The sequence below is a fragment of the Stenotrophomonas sp. 80084_Sma genome, assembly GCF_056481995.1.
Window position 1 is genome coordinate 3,264,364 of record NZ_CM151177.1, and the last position, 18,853, is coordinate 3,283,216.

The following is an 18,853-nucleotide window of genomic DNA, read 5'->3' on the forward strand; positions in this document are numbered from 1 at the left end:
AAAGGTTGCAGTTGCAGCTTTCATGACGCGGAAACGAAAAAACCCAGCCGGCGGGCTGGGTTTTTTTCGGACGAACAGCAAAAAGCTCCGGTTACCCAGCGAGGATGTGGGGTTCCGGTCGACGCGCACGCGAGGTCATGCCCGACGCCTGTCGGGCTGCGCTGCTGTCGTGCTGGAAGTCGGTGAGCTTCATGGTCATCCATCTTTGCATGCGGCCGGGGCCGACGCAAGGGGCCGGGGTCGCAGAATCAGGGATTGCCGGCGGCGCCCTGCTCGGGGCCGACCCAGGGGGTGATCGACACCCGGATCTTGAGCCGGTTGCCGGGATCTTCCGGCAGCCGCGAGCGGTACTTGGTGCCCTTGTAGACGTAGTCCACGTCGTAGGCGATGGGCCGGCGGAATTCACGTCCCACCGGCACGATGCGACAGTCGCGGGTCAGCATCGGACCATTGTTGGCCGGTGCCGGCGCCGGGGCCGGTGACTCGGCGGCGGTGTCCTCGGAGACCTCTTCATCGCTGCGCTTGAACATCGAGCGTACCGAGTCCCAGAAGCGGCTGATCCGGCCCTTGTCCTCGACCGGCTCCTCACCAGTGACATTGACCGGCGCCAGGGTCCGGGTCGAGACCGGCTCGCAGTGTTCTTCGGTACGGGTCGCGCGCAGGGTCTGGAACACGGGTTCGACGTTCAGTACCTGCGCGTAGTCGAACTTCACGTTCTCCACGATCACCACCCGGTTGCGGGGCTCGGCCTCCTGCGCCTGCGCCACGGCGGCCAGCGCCGACAGGCAGGCCAGGGTCAGCAACGCGGTGGATTTCATTGGCGAAGGGAGCAAGGACACGGCAATAGTGTAGGCAGTGGCGAGCGCAAGGGGCTGAACATTACCCGTCCACGCTGCTCCTGCCCACCCCACCCTGGTTGGACCCGGCGTCCACCGGTGGCAGGCGGTGCCCCCAAAGGGGGCCGACACGTTCTAAAATCACAGGCTTGTCCCCCAGCCACAGCCCCATGACCCTGCGCCTGCACAACAACCTGACTCGCCAGCTCGAACCGTTCACCCCGCTCGACCCGGCCTGTCCGACCCTGTATGTGTGCGGCCCGACGGTCTACAACTACGTGCACATCGGCAACGCCCGTGGCCCAGTGGTTTTCGGAGTGCTGGCCGATCTGCTGCGGCGCCGTTTCGGTGGCCTGCGCTACGCGCGCAACATCACCGACGTGGACGACAAGATCAACAACGCCGCGCGTGAGCAGGGCGTGCCGATCAGCACCATCACCGACAGGTTCGCCGCCGCCTACCGTGAAGACATGGCCGCGCTGGGCGTGGTGCCGCCGGACATCGAGCCCGAAGTAACCGCGCACATTCCGCAGATCATCACCATGATCGAGCAGCTGATCGCCAACGGGCATGCCTACGCCGCCGAAGGCCACGTGCTGTTCGCGGTGGCCAGCTTCGAAGGCTATGGCAAGCTCTCGCGCCGCGACCCGGAAGAGATGCTGGCCGGCGCCCGCGTCGACGTGGCCCCGTACAAGCGCGACCCGGGCGATTTCGTGCTGTGGAAGCCGTCCAGCGACGACCTCCCTGGCTGGGAGTCTCCCTGGGGCCGTGGCCGCCCGGGCTGGCATATCGAATGCTCGGCGATGGCCGCCGCCCACCTGGGCGAGACCATCGACATCCATGCCGGCGGCGTCGACCTGCAGTTCCCGCACCACGAGAACGAGCTTGCGCAGAGCGAATGCGCCCACGGCGGCAAGATCTTCGCCCGCTTCTGGCTGCACAACGGCATGCTCAACTTCGGCGGCGCCAAGATGAGCAAGTCGCTGGGCAACATCGAACGCGTGCACGATCTGGTCCGCCAGCACCCGCCGGAAGCGCTGCGCCTGGCCCTGCTGTCGGCCCACTACCGGCAGCCGCTGGACTGGTCCGATGGCCTCATCGAGCAGTCGGTGCGCACCCTGGACCGCCTGTACGGCACGCTGCGCGAGCTGGCGTCGGTCGAGGCGGTCGTGGCGATCCCGGCCACGGTCGAGGCGACTCTTGATGACGACCTGAACACCCCGCAGGCACTGGCCGAAGTGGCCCGCATCGCCGCCGATGCACGCCGGGCCACCGACCCTGCCGAACAGGCGCGCCTGAAGGGCGAACTGCTCGGTGCCGGCCTGGCCCTGGGCCTGCTGCAGGCCGATCCAGCGCAGTGGTTCGGCACCGCGGCCAGCGATGATGGCGAAGATGCCCGCATCCAGGGCCTGATCGACGAGCGTGCCGCCGCCAAGCAGGCACGCGACTTCGCCCGTTCCGACGCCATCCGCGACCAGCTGGCCGCCGAAGGCATCGTGCTGGAAGACACCCCGCAGGGCGTGCGCTGGTCGCGCAAGCGCGGCTGACCCACCCTGCCCCGTGGCCGGTCCGCCGGCCACGCTCCACTGTAGAGACTGTTGTGACCGACTCTCCGTTCCCGCTTGAACCCACCGCCGCCGAGGCCCAGACCGCCATCGCCGAGGAATTCGGCTTCTTCGGCGACTGGTCCGAGCGCTACCAGTATCTGATCGACCTCGGCCGTAAGCTGCCCGCCTTCCCGGACGAATGGAAGACCGAAGAGCACCGCCTGCTCGGCTGCCAGTCGATGGTCTGGATCGTGCCGGAAGGCAATGCGCAGTCGCTGCGCTTCCACGCCATCAGTGATTCGGCCATCGTTTCCGGCCTGATCTTCCTGGCCCTGCGCGTGTACTCCGGGCGCTCGGCGCAGGAGATCCTGGCCACCGAACCGAGCTACATCCAGGACATCGGCCTGGCCCGCCACCTCTCACCCACCCGCAGCAACGGCGTGGCGGCGATGCTGGCCTTCATCCGCGAGACCGCGCAGGCCCAGCTGCAGCGCGACCCGTCGTGAGCGAACCCGCCACGGCCGAAGACACCGCGCTGGGGCTGCTGTCCCGGCCCGGTTTCGCCAAGCTGCTGGCCTACCGCATCTTCGCGATGCTGTCCTACCAGGTGGTCGCGGTCACCGTCGGCTGGCACATCTACGAAGTCACCCGCAATCCGTTCTCGCTGGGCCTGGTTGGCCTGGCCGAGGTGCTGCCGTTCTTCTGCGTCGCACCGTTCGCCGGTTATCTGGTCGACCACCTGCCGCGCCGCCGGCTCGGCATGGTCGCCTGCTCCGGGTTGATCGCCACCGCGCTGGTGTTGACCGGCGTGGCCAAGGGCTGGCTGCCGTTCGAAGGCGTGTGGCCGATCTATGCGGCCATTGCGCTGACCGGCATGGTCCGCGCCTTCCTGTCGCCGATCTACAACGCACTGTTCGCCCGCGTGCTGGCCCGTGACCAGTTCGCACGTGGCGCTGGCCTCGGCGCCGTGGTGTTCCAGGCCGGCATGGTGGCCGGTCCGGCATTGGGCGGCGTGCTGGTCGGCTTCGGCGGCAAGGGCCTGTCCTACGCGGTGGCCACGGGCTTCGCGCTGGTGGCGATGGCCTGCCTGGCCACGCTGAAGGTGGAAGAACCGGTGCATACCGGTCCGGCCGCCCCGATTTTCAAGAGCATCGCTGAAGGCGCGCGCTTCGTGGTCGGCAACCGGATCATGGTCGGGGCGATGGCCCTGGACATGTTCTCGGTGCTGCTGGGCGGCGTGGTGGCGATGCTGCCGGCGTTCCTGCACGAGATCCTGCACCACGGTCCGGAAGGCCTGGGCATCCTGCGCGCAATGCCGGCGCTGGGCTCGGTCTGCGTTGGCCTGTGGCTGGCACGCCACCCGCTGCACCGCAATGCCGGCCGCGTGCTGCTGTTCGCGGTGGCCGGCTTCGGCCTGTGCGTGATCAGCTTCGGGCTGTCGCAGCACTTCTGGCTGTCCGCGCTGATCCTGCTGTTCTATGGGGCCTTCGACGGCGTGTCGGTGGTGATCCGCTCGACCATCCTGCAGCTGGCCACGCCGGAAGAGATGCGCGGACGGGTGTCGTCGATCAACGGCATCTTCATCAGTTCGTCCAACGAACTGGGCGCGTTCTATGCCGGCACGATGGCAAAGCTGCTCGGCCTGGTGCCGGCAGTGGTGCTGGGTGGGTTCGCGGTGCTGAGCGTGGCCGGGATCACGGCGTGGAAGAACCCGACGTTGCGGAAACTGAATCTTCGCGACCTGCAATAGAGCGGATTTCCGCGCGCCCACGCGCCGGTAGCACCGGGCCATGCCCGGCGGGCTCTTTCCGTGACCGCTGTGGGGTGTCACTTTTCTTTTCGCGCGAAAAGAAAAGTAACCAAAAGAAACGCGCCGCCATCCGCGAGCCGGCGCTGCGCGCCGGTGCCCTGTGCTCCTCGGTGAATCAGGGGACGGCGCCGAACTCGCTGCGCTCAAACAGCGGCGCCTCTTCGCCCCTGATTCCCCTGCGGTGCTCGGCTCGCTACAAGGCGGACCCAACAGCCGCGAGCGCACGCATGACCGCCCTTGGTAGAGCCAAGCCATGCTTGGCTGCTTTTGCTTTTGCTTTTGCTTTTGCTTTTGCTCTTCCTTGCCCTCCGCCTTCGACCCGAGCCGGGCATGGGCTAGGCTTTACAGCAACCGCGCACACAGGCTCCCTCCTATACCCGGAAGGCGCCGTTCTACACAGCCAACCACACCCAACAAAAAAACCCGGCCGAGGCCGGGTTTTTCGCATGACCATACAACGATCAGGAATCAGTCGCCCTGCTGCTTCTGCAGGTGCTCCCAGCGCTCCTGGGCGTCGATGGTGCGTTCGGCGGTGAGGCGCGCTTCCAGGCGCTCCAGGCCGATTTCTTCGCCGGTGTCGACGCAGTAACCGTAGTCGCCGGCTTCCAGGCGCTTCAGGGTGCTGTCGATCTTGCCGATCAGCTTGCGGTAGCGGTCACGGGTACGCAGTTCCAGCGAGTTCTCGGTCTCGCGGGTCGCGCGCTCGGCTTCGTCGCCGATGTCACGCACTTCCTCGCGCAGGTTCTCGATGGTCTGCTTGGACTCTTCCACCAGGTCCGCGCGCCAGTTCTGCAGGCGCTGACGGAAATACTCCTGCTGCAGCGGGCTCATGTATTCCTCTTCCGAGGACGGCTTGTAGCCAGCCGGCAGGATCGGGCGGCCGGTGGCCTCGTCGGTCTTGTACTCGACCACCTTGTACTTGCTGCGCGGGGCCGGTGCCGCCGAGCGGGCGGCGACGGCCACGGCAACCTTGCCGACAGGGCGCGACACGGTCTTCGGGGCGGAATCGGATTTCACGGCGGTTTTGGCAGGCGATTTCGAAACGGGCACGGGATTCTTGGATTGCGGGGCCTTCGAAGCAGCAGGAGCGGCGGCCGGGGCCGGCTTGGGGGCCGGTTGGGCTGCTGCCACTGCCACGGTCTTGGCCGGGACAGGCTTGGCCGGAGCCGGCTTGGGGGCAGGCTTCGGTGCGGACTTCACTACGGGGGCCGGGGTCGGCTTTGCGGCCGGCGCGGCAACATTCTTGGTGACTTTCTTTACAGCGGCAGGCGTGGCCACCGGTTTAGCCGCAGCAACCTTCTTCGCTGCAGGTTTGGCGACCGGCTTGGCCGCAGCCTTCTTCACCACCGCCTTCGGCGCCGGCTTGGCTGCTGCCTTCTTCGCCACCGGCTTGGCGGCGGCCTTCTTCACCGGCGCGGCCTTGCTGGCGGCTTTCTTCACCACCGGCGCCTTCTTGCTGGCAGCGGCAGGCTTGGCCTTGGCGGGCGCAGCAGCCTTCTTCGCCACCGGCTTGGTTGCCTTGACCGGCGTTTTCTTTGCGGTGGCCTTCCTGGCCGCCGGTTGCGAGGACGCTGCCTTGGTCGCCGGCTTGCTGGCCGGTTTCCTGGCAACGGGCTTTGCCGCCAACTTCTTCACAACAGGCTTGGCGGTTTTCTTGGCGGCCGTTGCGGCCTTCTTTGCAGTTTTTTTAGCAGCCACGAAACGCTCTTCCTTGGATTCCCCGGGGCCCGGGAAAGCGGGCCTTTATAGCCTACCCGACCCGCAGCAGCAACCTCGACCCCCTGCTCCATTCAGTCCTGGAGTCAAGGCGCCCTTGGAGGCAGTCCGACGAACACGGACCGCCTTGCGCGGTACGGAACCTGGCCAGCACCCGAAGGCGCTGGTACCGGTCGCAGGCCATCGGCGACATGCGACCAACGGCCCATCCTGCACAAATGCGGCCTTCATGCCAACTGGCATAAGATGACTGGGTGATCTCGCGCCTGCTCATTGCCCTGCTGCGCTTCTACAAGCGCTTCATCAGCCCCCTGCTGGGGCCACGCTGCCGTTTCGTGCCGAGCTGTTCTGAATACGCGATGGACGCCATCTCGCGGCACGGCCCGCTGCGCGGAAGCTGGCTGGCTGCGCGCCGGCTGGGCCGCTGCCACCCGTTCCATCCCGGCGGCTTCGACCCCGTGCCCGAGTCCCCCAACGCCCCCTCTTGCCGTTGCACAGGAAAACACTGACATGTCCTCCACCCTCATCACCAACGCCCGCATGGTCAACGAAGGCCGCACCTTCGACGGCGACCTGCGCATCGAGAACGGCCGCATCGCGCAGATCGGCAACGGGCTGGCGCCGCGCGACGGCGAGCAGGTGGTGGACGCAGCCGGACGCTGGTTGCTTCCGGGCATGATCGACGACCAGGTGCACTTCCGCGAACCGGGCCTGACCCACAAGGGCGACATCGCCAGCGAATCGGCAGCTGCGGTGGCCGGTGGCCTGACCAGCTTCATGGACATGCCCAACACCAATCCGCCGACACTGGATTCGACCATCCTGGAAGCCAAATACGAGCTCGCGCGCGGCCGCGCCTGGGCCAACTACGGCTTCTACCACGGCGCCAGCAATGACAACCTGGACGCCATCCGTGCGCTGGACCCGAAGAAGGCCCCGGGCGTGAAGGTGTTCATGGGCGCCTCCACCGGCAACATGCTGGTGGACAATCCGGAAACGCTGGACGCGATCTTCCGCGAATGCCCGACCCCGATCATCACGCACTGCGAAGACACGCCGATGATCGATGCCAACCTGAAGGCCTTCCAGGAGAAGTACGGCGATGCGCTGACCCCGGACATGCATCCGGACATCCGCTCGCGCGAGGCCTGCATCAAGTCGACCCGCCTGGCGATGTCGCTGGCGCGTAAGCACGGCACCCGCCTGCATGTGCTGCACATCTCCACCGCCGATGAGCTGGCGCTGTTCGAGAAGGGTCCGCTGATCCGCGCCGACGGCAGCCGCAAGCAGATCACCGCCGAAACCTGCGTGCACTTCCTGCACTTCGCGCGCCCGGACTATGCGACCAAGGGCAACCTGATCAAGTGCAACCCGGCGATCAAGGAAGTGTCCGACCGCGAGGCGATCACCGCCGCGCTGGCCGATGACGTGCTGGACGTGCTGGCCACCGACCATGCGCCGCACACCTGGGAAGAGAAGCAGAAGCCCTACGCGCAGGCGCCGTCGGGCCTGCCGCTGGTGCAGTACGCGCTGGTGGCCGCGCTGGAGCGCGTGCACGAAGGCAAGCTGACCCGCGAACAGGTGGTGCAGAAGTTCGCGCATGCCCCGGCGCAGCTGTTCGACGTCGAGGAGCGCGGCTTCCTGCGCGAGGGCTACTTCGCCGATCTTGTGCTGGTCGAAGACGTGCCGTTCACGGTCAAGCGCGAGGACGTGCTGTCCAAGTGCGGTTGGTCGCCGTTTGAAGGCACCACCTTCCGTTCGCGCGTGGCCTCCACCTGGGTGAACGGCCAGCTGGTGTGGGACGGCAGCAAACTGGTCGGCGAACCGGCCGGTCAGCGCATGACCTACGACCGCTGATGCGTTCGGCACTGATGATCGGGGCGCTGCTGCTGGCCGCGCCCCTGCTCACCGCACCGGCAGCCCAGGCGCAGGATGGCATCGGCAGCCTGATCGACAGCCGCGTAGTGTTCCCGGCCAGCGCGTCGCAGGGCGCGCTGGTGATCGGCAAGGTTCCCGCCGGCAGCCGCGTGCAGTACGCCGGCCGCCAGCTGCGGGTGAGCGGCTATGGCAGCGTGGTGTTCGGCATTGGCCGCGACGAGAAGGGCCCGCTGCGCGTGCAGGTGCAGCGCCCTGATGGTGGCAGCGAGACCGCGACCATTGCGGTGACCCCGCGCGACTGGCCCACCGAGCGGGTCAACGGCGTGCCGCCGAAGACGGTCAACCCGCCGCCGGCGATTGCCGAGCGGATCAAGCGCGAACAAGCACAGGTGACCGCCGCGCGTGCCCGTGATGACGACCGTACCGACTTCACCCAGACCTTCATCTGGCCGGTGCAGGGCCGCATCAGCGGCCGCTTCGGCAACGCACGCGTGTACAACGGACAGCCCGGCGCAGGTCATTCCGGCATGGACATCGCGGTACCGACCGGCACGCCGGTGAAGGCGCCGGCGGCCGGCATCGTCACCTTCGCCGGCCCCGACCTCTACCTGACCGGCGGCACGCTGCTGCTCGACCACGGTTTCGGTGTCAGCTCCAACTTCCTGCACCTGTCGCGCATCGACGTAAAAGTTGGCGACCGTGTGGAACAGGGCCAGGTGATCGCTGCGGTCGGCGCCACCGGTCGTGCCACCGGCCCGCACCTGCACTGGGGCATGAACTGGTTCGATACCCGTATCGATCCGCTGCTGGTGCTGGAACGCAAATAACGGTCGTGCCGGGCGCTGGCCGGCAACCCCATGATCTTCGCGGCGAATCTGGATGCCGGCCGGCGGCCGGCGCTACCGTGATGTTTCGACGCATGGAAACAAGGAACGTTGCATGCCCGCTACGGGTGATATCCACGTCGTCCACAACGCACGCCTGGGCGCCTACGTGGCCTACCAGCTCACCCACCAGAATACGGAGGACGGTAGCTTCGCCGTCCTTGCACTGGACTGGGTGGGCAGTGCCCTGCCGGATGCCGCCGCCGTTGCAGCCATGCAACCTGCCCGCTTCAGCCCGTTCCGTGCGGCGCCCGCGATCCTGCACCGCTGGGTAGGCAAGCGCGTCCCGCGCGATTTCCGGCAGGTGGGCTGGCGCGAGCCGCTGATCGCCGATCATCCGAGGGCTTACGGCAGCTGGCCGGATGGCGCCGAATGGGTCGGGCAACGCAAGTGGGATGCGCTGGATACCGATGCCGTGCGCGCCTTCCACGCCGCGATGTCCGCGCCGCAAGACCAGAGCGTGGTACTGGAAAGCGATGCCTTTCCGGTGCGTCGCTGTACCCGCCAACTGGACAGCGCGACCCTGAACCGTGCGCCGTCACTGGCTGTATTCGATGCCCTGCCGCTGCTCACGCAGCTGGAGATCAGCACACCGGTGCCGGGCCTGCTGCCGTGGCTGCGTACACGGCCGTTGATCCATACCTTGCAGATCAGTGGCCTGCAGCAGACCGACGTCGATGTGCGAGGAACCCGGCTCCTGCAGATGACGATCGATGTCACCGGCCTGCGCTCGCTCCACCTCAACCCGCAGCTGGATCGCCTGACGCTGATCGGCAGCATCGATCCCGCGCTGATCATCCACGCCGAGGACGAAGGCCGCTGGCTGACCCTCATCAGTACCGATCCGCTGCTGCCAGGCCTGGGCCTGGCGCAGCTCGGTGAGCTGCAGCTGCGGGAGGTACGCGAACTCGACGCCGCACGCATCGCCCAGCAGTTCCCGCAACTGCAATCACTCGCGATCAACGGCGCCCCCTGCCTGCTGCATCAGCTGCAGTGCCTCGGCGATCTGCAGCAGCTGCACACCCTCAGCGGCAGCGATCTCTTTCCGCCTGCTGGTTCGGTGTTTCCGGCACCGGAATGCTGGCCGCGCTTGTGCCGGCTATGGCTGCACAGCTTACCGGCCGATCTTGGCACCGCCATCAGGAAGGCCTACAAGGGCGAGGTGGCAAAAGGCCTGGATCTGGATGTGGGCCAGCTGCGCAAGCCCGAATGGCTGGCCGCAAATCTCGACAACCCCTTCCGCGACTGGGAGGGAAGCACGCACATCAGCACTGCGCAGGCGAAGAAGGCAACCACGCTGTATCGCAAAGCCTGTACGGATGCATTGAAGCTGGCCACCGATGACCGCGCTGCTGCAGAACTGACCGCAGCGCTGGCGCAGATCGGCCGCAACTACACCGAAGGCTTCAACGCACTGGACCGCCGCAGCGGCTTCATCGAAACCGAAGAGCGCGAGCAGATCTACATGGCGTGGATGGGCATCGTCGATGCCGTGGAAGCGGCGCGCGCACCGGGCACTACGCCGCTGCAGCGCGACGTACTGCGCGAAGCAATGAACGAGGTCAGGACGTTCTGAGGCGCCCTGGAAGGGTAGCGCCGGCCGCCGGCCGGCAACCCCATGAATCCTGCATCGCCCTGGCTGTCGGCCAGCAGCCGGCAGCCAGGGCAATCGATCAGCCGCGCGCAGCCCACCACACACGCAGCAGGGTGCGTACCGGCGTGGCTTCGATCGGCTTGCCTGCCGCCTGCGCGGCAACGCGTGCACGCGCCAGGCTGGACCACACGCGGCGCGGGCGCGGGCCGGGCACGCGGCTGCCCCAGCCCTTCAACAGATGCTGCGCCCAGCGCTGTGCGGCCGTGCTGGCATCACCGTCCAGCAGGCTGCGCGGCACACCGGCTACGCCGGCATCCTGCAGGCGCTGGGCCAGGGTCTGCAGCTGCACCGCACGACCGGCGCCAGTGCGCGGCTTGTCCGCGAACAGGGCTGCCTCCACCGCGGCCACGGCCTCTGCGTAGTTCGCCAGCGCGCGCTCGGCGCCGGCCGCATCCAGCGCGACCGTGCGCGCTTCAACCAGATCCGGAAGTGCTTCGGCCAGCTGCGCCCACGGCGCACGCACCGGCTCCAGCAGGCGGCCCAGCGGATGGCGCGAACGATGCGCGGCCCAGCTGCGCAGCTCCTCGCCCCACCACGCCAGCTTGGCGTCGGCCGGCAACGGGTCGCCGCTGGTGTTGAGCATGTCGTCGAATTCCTGCAGCAGCGCGAACCACGCCACCGCAAGCTCGCGTTGCGATTCGGCCACGAACGGGGCGGCCACCGACCATTCCGGCCAACGGCTGCGCCACTTGTCGAGGAAACTGTCCAGCGCGGTACTGCTCACTACGTGATTCCTTACGGCTGGGCCGGGGCTGCCGGCCGGGTCGGCCAGAGGCTGGCCAGTTGCAGAAGTTCGGCGTTCTCGACCAGCACGTCGGCCTGCCAGGCCAGCGGATCGTCGCTGTGCAGGCGATAGCCCCACAACGCCGCCACCGACGGCATGGCCGCGGCACGCGCGGCGATGATGTCGCGCTCGTCGTCACCCACGTACACGCAGTCTTCGGCGGCAATGCCGATGGCCTGCGCGGCGTGCAGCAACGGCAGCGGATGCGGCTTGCGTTCGGCCAGGCTGTCACCACCCACCAGTACCGCACAGCGCTGCTGCCAGCCGTGCTGCGGCAGGATCAAGCGCGCCAGGTATTCAGGCTTGTTGGTGACAATGCCCCACACCGTACCGGCATCGTCCAACGCGGCGAGCATGCCGGCCACGCCATCAAACAGCACTGCGTGCTGGCCGATCAATGCTTCGTAGCGCTGCAGGAATTCCGGGATCAGCGCGTCACGTGCGGCAACGTCCAGTTCCGGGAACGCAGCCGAGACCATCGCCCGCGAGCCCTTCGACACCACCGGGCGCAGCGCGGCCGGATCGATGGGTGCGCGTCCACGCTCGGCCAGCATCGCGTCGCAGGTGGCGACGAAGTCCGGCGCGCTGTCCAGCAGGGTGCCGTCCAGATCGAACAGCACCGCGCGCGGGAAGCGGGCCGCGGTCATGCCGGCTTGACCGCGTAGGCCAGGTAGTTGATGTCGGTACGGCTGCTCAGGCGGGCCTGGTTGCGCCATGGCTCGTAGGCCATGCCGCTGACATCCACCAGCTGCATGTCGGCCTCGCGCAGCCAGCGCGCCAGCTCGGCAGGCTTGATGAATTCCTGGTAGTGGTGCGTGCCCTTGGGCAGCAGCCGCGCCACGTACTCGGCGCCGACGATCGCCACCGCGAAGGCGGCGGCGGTGCGGTTGATGGTCGACAGGAACAGGTGGCCGCCCGGCTTCAGCAGGCGCTTGCAGGCCTCGATGATCGCGCCCGGGTCGGGCACGTGCTCGAGCATTTCCATGCAGGTGACCACATCGAAGCTGCCCGGCTGCTCGGCGGCCAGATCTTCGGCAGCCTGCACCCGGTAATCGACCTTGGCGCCGCTTTCCAGCGCATGCAGGCGCGCGACCTTGACCAGTTCCGGGGCCAGGTCGATGGCGGTGACGTCAGCACCGGCCTGGGCCAGCGCTTCACTCAACAGGCCGCCACCACAACCGATGTCGAGCACGTGTGCGCCGCGCAGCGGCACGCGGTCGGCCACGTACTGCAGGCGTACCGGGTTCAGCGCATGCAGCGGCTTCTGCGGGCCGTCAGCGTCCCACCAGCGGTTGGCCAGCGCGGCGAACTTGTCCAGCTCGGCCTGATCGAAATTGGAGGAAGCGTGGGGGGCAGTCATGAGGGAGTCCTTGCGGCGCCGGGGTTCAGGCGCGGATATGACGGATGCGCTCGCGCCACTGGCGCGCGTTGGCGATGATGCCCGGCAGGTCCATGCCGACCAGCTCGCGCTGCACCAGCTTCGGCTTGCCGGCAATCCAGACGTCGCTGACCTGCTGGCGGCCGGTGGCGTACACCAGCTGCGACAGGACGTTGTGCAGCGGCTGGGTTTCCAGCACGGACAGGTCGACGCAGACCAGATCGGCCTGCTTGCCGACTTCGATGGAACCGATGCGGTCGCCGAAGCCCAGTGCGCGGGCGCCACCCAGGGTGGAGGCGCGCAGCGTGGTCGCCGCATCGAGCGCGGTCGCATCGTCGGCCACGGCCTTGGCCAGGATCGCCGCGGTGCGGTTCTCGCTGAACATGTCCAGGTCGTTGTTGCTGGCGCAGCCATCGGTGCCGATCGCCAGGTTCACGCCGGCGCGCTGCAGGGCGCAGGCCGGGCAGAAACCGGAGGCCAGCTTCAGGTTCGATTCCGGGCAGTGCACCACGCTGACGCCACGTTCGGCGCACAGGTGGATTTCCGCATCGGTCAGCTGGGTCATGTGCACCGCGATCAGGCGGTCGTTGACCAGGCCGAGCCGATCCAGCCGCGCCAGCGGGCGCTGGCCGTGCAGCTTGATCGAATCGTTGATCTCCTGCGCGGTCTCGTGGGTGTGCAGGTGCACCTGCATGTCGAGCTGGTCGGACAGCATCCGCACCCGCTCGAAGTTGGCATCGTTGACCGTGTACGGCGCATGCGGCGCGAACGCGGTGCCGATCAGCGGATCGGTGCGCCACTGGTCGTGCAGTTCACCGGCCTTGGCGAAGTATTCGTCATCGGTCTTGGCCCAGGCGGTGGGGAAATCGATGATGACCGCGCCCACCAGCGCGCGGAAACCGTGCTTCTTGTAGACCGCGGCCTGCACGTCGCCGAAGAAGTAGTTCTCGTTGGCACAGGTGGTACCGCCGCGCAGCATCTCGGCGATGGCCAGAGTGGTGCCGTCGGCAACGAATTCGGGGCCGATCACCGCCGCTTCCACCGGCCAGATGTGCTGCTGCAGCCAGGTCATCAGCGGCAGGTCGTCGGCGACGCCGCGCAGCAGCGTCATCGGGTTGTGCGTGTGCGCATTGACCAGGCCCGGCATCAGGGCAGCCTCGGGGCGGCTCACCACCTGGGTGGCGCGGAACCGCGCGCGCGCCTCGGCACGCGGCAGGATGGCCACGATTTCACTGCCACGCACGGCAACGGCATGGTCTTCCAGCACCACCGCGTGCGGCTCGATCGGAACGACGTAACCGGCTTCGATGAGCAGGTCGCAGGCTTCGGGGAGGTGCGGGCTATCGCTCATGCGGGCTCACTGGCTGTGGGGCGAGATACTTCTGGGGGACACGCCCCTGAGTCAGGGGCTGCCGCGAAGCGGCGGGGTCTGGAGACTCGTGAAGCGGGGCCCATGATCTGCCGAAGCAGATCATGGGAGCGCCAGCGCGAATGCGATGGCGCGTACCCGGCCACCGGCCGGCACTACCGTAATCCGGCTGCGCCGGATTACTTGACGCGTGCGGAGTATTCGCCCGAACGGGTGTCGACGCGGATCACTTCTTCCTGGTTCACGAACAGCGGCACGCGGACCACGGCGCCGGTTTCCAGGGTGGCCGGCTTGCCGCCGCCGCCCGAGGTGTCGCCACGGACGCCCGGATCGGTTTCGGTGATCTTCAGTTCAACGAAGTTCGGCGGCTGCACGAAGATCGGCTCACCGTTCCACAGGGTGACCACGCAGGACTCTTCGCCCTTCAGCCACTTCTCGGCGCCGCCCATGCCGGCCTTGGTGGCCTGGACCTGCTCGAAGGATTCCGGGTCCATGAAGTGCCAGTACTCGCCGTCGCTGTACATGAAGTTCATGTCGGTATCGACGACGTCGGCTGCATCCAGCGAGTCGGTCGACTTCATGGTGACTTCCTGGGTACGGCCGTCCTTGATCAGGCGGTACTTCACGCGGGTGAAGGCCTGGCCCTTGCCCGGCTTGACGTATTCGGTGTCGATGATGACGGCCGGTTGGTTGTTGACCAGGATCTTCATCCCGTTCTTGACGTCGTTCATGCCGTAGCTGGCCATGCGTAAACTCCTGAGTGGCAAAAACGCCGCGGGTGCGGCGAGCCGTTAGAATGGAAAGCCCACCGGATGCCGGTGGGCGACTGTTTTTCTGCCCCCATGATAACCGCAGGCCCCCTCTCCATGCAGCTTTCCGCCTTCCCACGGCCCCAGTCGCCAGGTGCGCCCGCGCGCTGGCAGCAGCTCTGGCGCCAGGCGCTGCGCGACCCGCACGCCCTGCTGGCCCGGCTGCAGCTGGACCCGGCCGCGCTGGGTGTCTCGGAGGCGGCCATGGCCCAGTTCGCGCTGCGCGTGCCGGAGGGCTTCGTGGCCCGCATGCGCCCCGGCGATGCGGCCGACCCGCTGCTGCGCCAGGTGCTGCCGATCGACGAGGAAATGCACCCGGCGCCCGGGTTCAGCTTCGATGCGGTGGGCGATGGCGCCGCCAAGAAGGCCACCGGCGTCATCCAGAAGTACCGCGGCCGCGCCCTGCTGGTCGCCACCGGCAGCTGCGCGATCAACTGCCGCTACTGTTTCCGCCGCCACTTCGACTATGGCGCGGAGAACGCCGCCAAGGGCGGCTGGCAGGAGGCCGTAGCCGCCATCGCCGCCGACCCGGACATCGACGAGGTGATCCTGTCCGGCGGTGACCCGCTGTCGCTGGCCACGCACAAGCTGGTGGAACTGACCGACGCCCTGCGCCAGATACCGCACATCCGCCGCCTGCGCATCCATACCCGACTGCCGATCGTGCTGCCGGAGCGCGTGGACGATGAACTGGTCTCCTGGCTGGGCAGCCTGCCTTGGCCGCCGGCGATCGTGGTCCACGCCAATCACGCCAATGAATTCGACGCCAGCGTGGACGCAGCGATGGCCCGCCTGCGCGGTACCGGCGCCCAGCTGCTGAACCAGGCGGTGTTGCTGCGCGGGGTCAACGACAGCGTGCAGGCCCTGCAGGACCTGAGCGAGCGCAGCTTTGCTGCTGGCGTGCTGCCCTATTACCTGCACCAGCTGGACCGGGTCGAGGGCGTGGCCCACTTCGAAGTGGACGACACCCAGGCCAAGGCGCTGATTGCCGGCCTGACCGCACGCCTGTCCGGCTACCTGATCCCCAAGCTGGTGCGCGAACTGCCCGGCGACCCGAGCAAGCGCCCGCTGTAACAAAAAAAGGGGACGGAGGGAATTAAGTCGCTTATGCATTTGCGACTTAATTCCCTCCGTCCCCCTTTTTTGGGGTCAGACGCCCGATTCGATCATCCGCACCACTTCGGTGGCGGTCACCGGGTGGCTCAACCAGTAGCCCTGGCCAAGATCGCAGCCGCGCTGCGCCAGCAGCTCGAACTGTGCCTGCTGCTCGATGCCCTCGGCCACCACGGTGATGCCCAGCGCGTGGGCCATCGCGATGATCGCCGTGGTCAGCGCAAGGTCGTCGGGATCGCGCTGCATGTCGGCAACGAAGCTCTTGTCGATCTTCACGCCGTCCACGGGCACCTGGCGCAGATGACTGAGCCCGGAGAAGCCCGTACCGAAATCGTCCAGCCACACCTTCACGCCAGTGCGGTGCAGCTTGTCCAGCAGCTGCGCGGCAACCATCTCGTCGCCGATCACGGCGGTTTCGGTCAGCTCCAGGTGCAGGCGCGACGCCGGCAGCCCGGACTCATGCAGGCACTGCGCGACCAGTGCCGGCAGTTCGCCGCCACGCAGCTGCCGCGGTGACACGTTGACCGACACGAACAGATCATCGCCCGCTGCCCCGCGCGGCCACTGCGAGGCCTCCATGCAGGCCGCACGCAGCACCTTCGGGCCGATGATCTCGATCAGGCCACTCTGCTCGGCCACCTCGATGAACACCGAGGGCGGGATCGTGCCCAGGGTCGGATGCTGCCAGCGCAGCAGTACTTCGACGCCGACCATGCGGCGGTCGCGCATGCGGAAGATCGGCTGGTAGGCCAGGCGCAGCTCACCGCGCTCCCAGGCGCCGCGCAGCTCCTGTTCCATATGCACGCGACGCTCGACCGCATGGTCCATCGCCCGGCTGTAATAGCGATAGCAGTTCTTGCCGGCCATCTTCGCCTGGTACATGGCGATGTCGCCGTTCTTCAGCAGCGTGGTCGCATCGGCAGCATCGTCGGGGAACAGGGTCACGCCGATCGAGGTGCCCAGGAACAGTTCCCTGCCCTGCACCACCAGCGGCTTGCCCAGCTCGCGCACCAGCACTTCGGCCAGCAGCCGCGCATTGGCCGCCACGTCGCCATCTCCGACCAGGATCACGAACTCGTCGCCGCCGAAGCGGGCCAGCAGGGCTTCATCGCCCCCGGCCTCGGTGACCGCGCGGCCGATACGCTGGGCGAACTGCAGCAATGCCTCATCGCCGGCCTCGTGGCCAAGGGTGTCATTGACCCGCTTGAAATCGTCGATATCGGCGAACAGAAGGCCCAGCCGGTGATTGGCGGCACGGGCCGCCATCAACCGATGATCAAGCGCCTCGCGGAATGCCAGCCGGTTGGTCAGCCCGGTCAGCGCGTCGGTATAGGCCATACGCCGCACTTCGCGGTCATGGCGTGCGATCGCATCGCGCATCCGGGCGAAACCGCGGACCAGTTCGCCGACCTCGTCGTCGCGGGTGTTCTCGGCCAGGGGTGTCTGGTAGTCACCGGCCTCGATGCGGCGGGCGGCGACGGCAAGATCACGGATCGGCGCGACCAGGGTGCGCTGCACGTACAGGATCACCACCACGCCGATCACCACCAGCAGGCCCAGCATCAGCAGCAGCCAGCCCAGGTGACGGCTGCCAACCTGCTGCAGGCGCTCGCCCAGGGTGGCGTTGGCCGCCTGCTCGCGCTGCTGCACCTCATCCAGCGCCATGCCGACCCGGACGCCGCCAATGCGCTGGTTGCCGATCATGATCGGCATGGCGTTGTCGAGCACCTTCGGCGATTCCTGCACGACCAGCATCTGCGCGGCCGCGGCCTTGGGTGCCAGTGGATCGGCCATCGGCTGACCGAATCCAGACACCTCGACCGAGCCATCGTGTACCAGCCGGCCGCGTTCATCGAACACCAGTACATAGCGCACCACGGGCTGGCGCGCGGTACTGCGCACCAGTACGCCCACCTGGTCCAGGTCACGGTAGTACAACGGGTTGGCCAGCGCGTCGGACAGCTCACGCGCCATCGCCTCGCCGCGGCTGCGCACGCTGCGGTCGAACAATTCATGGATGACGCCGCCGCTGAGGTTGCGCACCTCGCCCTGCATCGCGGCCTGCCGACCCAACAACACCGCAAGGATCGCGATCACCACGACCATCGCCCCGCCCATCGCGAGCAGGAACCGGGCCTGCATCCCCGAGCCAAGCCACTTCATTCCACTTCCATCCGCACGCGCGTCAATCCTTGTTTCAATTCATCCAACCGCTGCTGCGCATGCGCATCGACGCGGTGGAACCCGGAAGTGCCAAAAAACCGATGCAGCGCCCCCTGTGCCTGCGGGTCGCTGGCTGCCTGCAGCAGCACTTCCTGCAGGCGATCGCGCACGCGTGGATCAAGGTCGGCGCGGACCATCTCCACCGCACGCGGGTAGGGCTCGGTGCGCAGCAGCTCGCGGAAGTCGCGCCGGAACGCTGCCGGCATCCGCCGCTCGTCGTTCCAGTCCACGCTGCTCACCGCCCCCACGTCAACCACCCCCTTGTGCACGAACGTCGCGATGTTCAGCTCGCTGCGTGCAAATACGTAACCCACACTGTCCCGGCCCGGCATGTCCCATGCACCGGCCAGGATCTGGGGCGACAGGCCCTCCTGCAGCAACGTCATCACCGGCACCAGATAGGCACTGGTGGACGCCGTGTTCTGCAGGGCCAGGCGATGGCCCCGCAGATCCTGCACGCGCTGGATTGGGCTGTCGCGGCGCACGAAGAACACCGTCTGGTAATCCCGCACGCCGTTGCGCTCGGTCAGCAGCAGTGGACGGGCGCCACTGCGCTGGCCCAGCGCCACCGCCGTACCGGAGGTTTCCGTGACCCAGTCGACCCTGCCCCGCCGCAGATAGCTGGCCATCTGCTGCGGGTCGCGTGCCATCAGGATCCTCCCCTCCTTGATGCCAACGTCATGCATGCGCGCCACCACGTAGTCCAGCAATGGTTGCAGCTGCTCGTAATGGGCCTTCGGATCATCGCTGATCCGGCCCAGCACCAGCACCGGGTCCGGTGCTGCACGCACCGTCCCGGCCAGCAGGACCATGGCCAGGCTCAGCAGTCCCCCCCTGCATTGCCTTTCGCAG

17 protein-coding genes are annotated in these 18,853 nt (G+C 67.4%); 8 read left to right on the forward strand and 9 right to left on the reverse strand.

Annotated features, from left to right (window positions below):
• Positions 1–248 precede the first annotated feature (248 nt).
• Positions 249–818 (reverse strand): glycine zipper 2TM domain-containing protein, encoded by a 570-nt coding sequence (locus ACZK3W_RS15165; protein WP_032129397.1) that lies wholly within the window; start codon positions 816–818, stop codon positions 249–251.
• 188 nt (positions 819–1,006) lie between these two features.
• Between ACZK3W_RS15165 and cysS the strand changes: the two genes are divergently transcribed.
• From cysS to ACZK3W_RS15180, 3 genes are read left to right on the forward strand one after another with little or no spacing between them, the layout of a single operon-like run.
• A complete protein-coding gene (cysS, locus tag ACZK3W_RS15170) occupies positions 1,007–2,383 on the forward strand; it encodes a cysteine--tRNA ligase (RefSeq protein ID WP_032129396.1) in 1,377 nt (458 codons plus the stop codon).
• Between the two features lie 53 nt (positions 2,384–2,436).
• The gene (locus ACZK3W_RS15175; protein ID WP_049423936.1) at positions 2,437–2,889 is read left to right on the forward strand and encodes a SufE family protein; all 453 of its coding nucleotides are present in this window, start codon (positions 2,437–2,439) and stop codon (positions 2,887–2,889) included.
• A complete protein-coding gene (locus tag ACZK3W_RS15180; protein ID WP_032129395.1) occupies positions 2,886–4,133 on the forward strand; it encodes an MFS transporter in 1,248 nt (415 codons plus the stop codon). Before ACZK3W_RS15175 ends, ACZK3W_RS15180 begins: the two co-directional genes overlap by 4 nt.
• A gap of 528 nt (positions 4,134–4,661) precedes the next feature.
• Here ACZK3W_RS15180 and dksA read toward each other — a convergent pair.
• The gene (gene dksA / locus ACZK3W_RS15185) at positions 4,662–5,891 is read right to left on the reverse strand and encodes an RNA polymerase-binding protein DksA (protein ID WP_071229711.1); all 1,230 of its coding nucleotides are present in this window, start codon (positions 5,889–5,891) and stop codon (positions 4,662–4,664) included.
• A 272-nt stretch (positions 5,892–6,163) separates the two neighbouring features.
• Between dksA and yidD the strand changes: the two genes are divergently transcribed.
• The 4 genes from yidD to ACZK3W_RS15205 all read left to right on the forward strand — a co-directional run bounded on the left by yidD (position 6,164) and on the right by ACZK3W_RS15205 (position 10,247).
• Positions 6,164–6,418 carry a membrane protein insertion efficiency factor YidD gene (yidD, locus tag ACZK3W_RS15190; protein WP_014037867.1) on the forward strand — a complete coding sequence of 85 codons (255 nt, stop codon included), beginning with the start codon at positions 6,164–6,166 and terminating at the stop codon, positions 6,416–6,418.
• A 1-nt stretch (position 6,419) separates the two neighbouring features.
• Positions 6,420–7,766: a dihydroorotase gene (locus ACZK3W_RS15195; RefSeq protein ID WP_010486624.1), complete on the forward strand. Its 1,347-nt coding sequence runs from the start codon at positions 6,420–6,422 to the stop codon at positions 7,764–7,766.
• Positions 7,766–8,614, forward strand: a complete 849-nt coding sequence (locus ACZK3W_RS15200) for a M23 family metallopeptidase (RefSeq protein ID WP_049444813.1) — start codon at positions 7,766–7,768, stop codon at positions 8,612–8,614. The genes ACZK3W_RS15195 and ACZK3W_RS15200 overlap by 1 nt, the downstream gene beginning before the upstream one ends.
• A 112-nt stretch (positions 8,615–8,726) precedes the next feature.
• A complete protein-coding gene (locus tag ACZK3W_RS15205) occupies positions 8,727–10,247 on the forward strand; it encodes a hypothetical protein (RefSeq protein WP_197616058.1) in 1,521 nt (506 codons plus the stop codon).
• A gap of 97 nt (positions 10,248–10,344) precedes the next feature.
• Here ACZK3W_RS15205 and ACZK3W_RS15210 read toward each other — a convergent pair whose 3' ends face one another.
• The 5 genes from ACZK3W_RS15210 to efp form a co-directional block, all read right to left on the reverse strand.
• The gene (locus ACZK3W_RS15210; protein WP_049460737.1) at positions 10,345–11,049 is read right to left on the reverse strand and encodes a squalene/phytoene synthase family protein; all 705 of its coding nucleotides are present in this window, start codon (positions 11,047–11,049) and stop codon (positions 10,345–10,347) included.
• Positions 11,050–11,060: 11 nt separating this feature from the next.
• Positions 11,061–11,756 (reverse strand): phosphoglycolate phosphatase, encoded by a 696-nt coding sequence (locus tag ACZK3W_RS15215; RefSeq protein WP_110712927.1) that lies wholly within the window; start codon positions 11,754–11,756, stop codon positions 11,061–11,063.
• A complete protein-coding gene (gene ubiG, locus ACZK3W_RS15220; protein WP_197616060.1) occupies positions 11,753–12,469 on the reverse strand; it encodes a bifunctional 2-polyprenyl-6-hydroxyphenol methylase/3-demethylubiquinol 3-O-methyltransferase UbiG in 717 nt (238 codons plus the stop codon). The genes ACZK3W_RS15215 and ubiG overlap by 4 nt, the downstream gene beginning before the upstream one ends.
• A 25-nt stretch (positions 12,470–12,494) precedes the next feature.
• Complete coding sequence (locus ACZK3W_RS15225) at positions 12,495–13,838, reverse strand: TRZ/ATZ family hydrolase (protein WP_197616061.1); 1,344 nt, start codon at positions 13,836–13,838, stop codon at positions 12,495–12,497.
• A gap of 197 nt (positions 13,839–14,035) precedes the next feature.
• Positions 14,036–14,602, reverse strand: coding sequence for an elongation factor P (efp, locus tag ACZK3W_RS15230; protein WP_014037874.1), 567 nt, complete (start codon positions 14,600–14,602; stop codon positions 14,036–14,038).
• Positions 14,603–14,698: 96 nt separating this feature from the next.
• On the opposite strand from efp, the gene epmB reads away from it, so the two are divergent.
• Complete coding sequence (epmB, locus tag ACZK3W_RS15235) at positions 14,699–15,739, forward strand: EF-P beta-lysylation protein EpmB (protein WP_197616062.1); 1,041 nt, start codon at positions 14,699–14,701, stop codon at positions 15,737–15,739.
• A gap of 75 nt (positions 15,740–15,814) precedes the next feature.
• On the opposite strand, the gene ACZK3W_RS15240 is transcribed toward epmB, so the two are convergent.
• Positions 15,815–17,941: a putative bifunctional diguanylate cyclase/phosphodiesterase gene (locus tag ACZK3W_RS15240; protein WP_049460742.1), complete on the reverse strand. Its 2,127-nt coding sequence runs from the start codon at positions 17,939–17,941 to the stop codon at positions 15,815–15,817.
• Positions 17,938–18,813: a phosphate/phosphite/phosphonate ABC transporter substrate-binding protein gene (locus ACZK3W_RS15245; protein ID WP_227200124.1), complete on the reverse strand. Its 876-nt coding sequence runs from the start codon at positions 18,811–18,813 to the stop codon at positions 17,938–17,940. The genes ACZK3W_RS15240 and ACZK3W_RS15245 overlap by 4 nt, the downstream gene beginning before the upstream one ends.
• Positions 18,814–18,853 lie beyond the last annotated feature (40 nt).

Bases quoted from the DNA above. Each gene is read 5' to 3' on its own strand.
- ACZK3W_RS15245 (WP_227200124.1), bottom strand. From the start codon at position 18,813: ATGGTCCTGCTGGCCGGGACGGTGCGTGCAGCACCGGACCCGGTGCTG.
- epmB (WP_197616062.1), top strand. From the start codon at position 14,699: ATGATAACCGCAGGCCCCCTCTCCATGCAGCTTTCCGCCTTCCCACGG.
- ACZK3W_RS15165 (WP_032129397.1), bottom strand. From the start codon at position 818: ATGAAATCCACCGCGTTGCTGACCCTGGCCTGCCTGTCGGCGCTGGCC.
- ACZK3W_RS15200 (WP_049444813.1), top strand. From the start codon at position 7,766: ATGCGTTCGGCACTGATGATCGGGGCGCTGCTGCTGGCCGCGCCCCTG.
- efp (WP_014037874.1), bottom strand. From the start codon at position 14,602: ATGGCCAGCTACGGCATGAACGACGTCAAGAACGGGATGAAGATCCTG.
- ACZK3W_RS15195 (WP_010486624.1), top strand. From the start codon at position 6,420: ATGTCCTCCACCCTCATCACCAACGCCCGCATGGTCAACGAAGGCCGC.
- ACZK3W_RS15225 (WP_197616061.1), bottom strand. From the start codon at position 13,838: ATGAGCGATAGCCCGCACCTCCCCGAAGCCTGCGACCTGCTCATCGAA.
- cysS (WP_032129396.1), top strand. From the start codon at position 1,007: ATGACCCTGCGCCTGCACAACAACCTGACTCGCCAGCTCGAACCGTTC.
- ACZK3W_RS15215 (WP_110712927.1), bottom strand. From the start codon at position 11,756: ATGACCGCGGCCCGCTTCCCGCGCGCGGTGCTGTTCGATCTGGACGGC.
- ubiG (WP_197616060.1), bottom strand. From the start codon at position 12,469: ATGACTGCCCCCCACGCTTCCTCCAATTTCGATCAGGCCGAGCTGGAC.
- ACZK3W_RS15205 (WP_197616058.1), top strand. From the start codon at position 8,727: ATGCCCGCTACGGGTGATATCCACGTCGTCCACAACGCACGCCTGGGC.
- ACZK3W_RS15240 (WP_049460742.1), bottom strand. From the start codon at position 17,941: ATGAAGTGGCTTGGCTCGGGGATGCAGGCCCGGTTCCTGCTCGCGATG.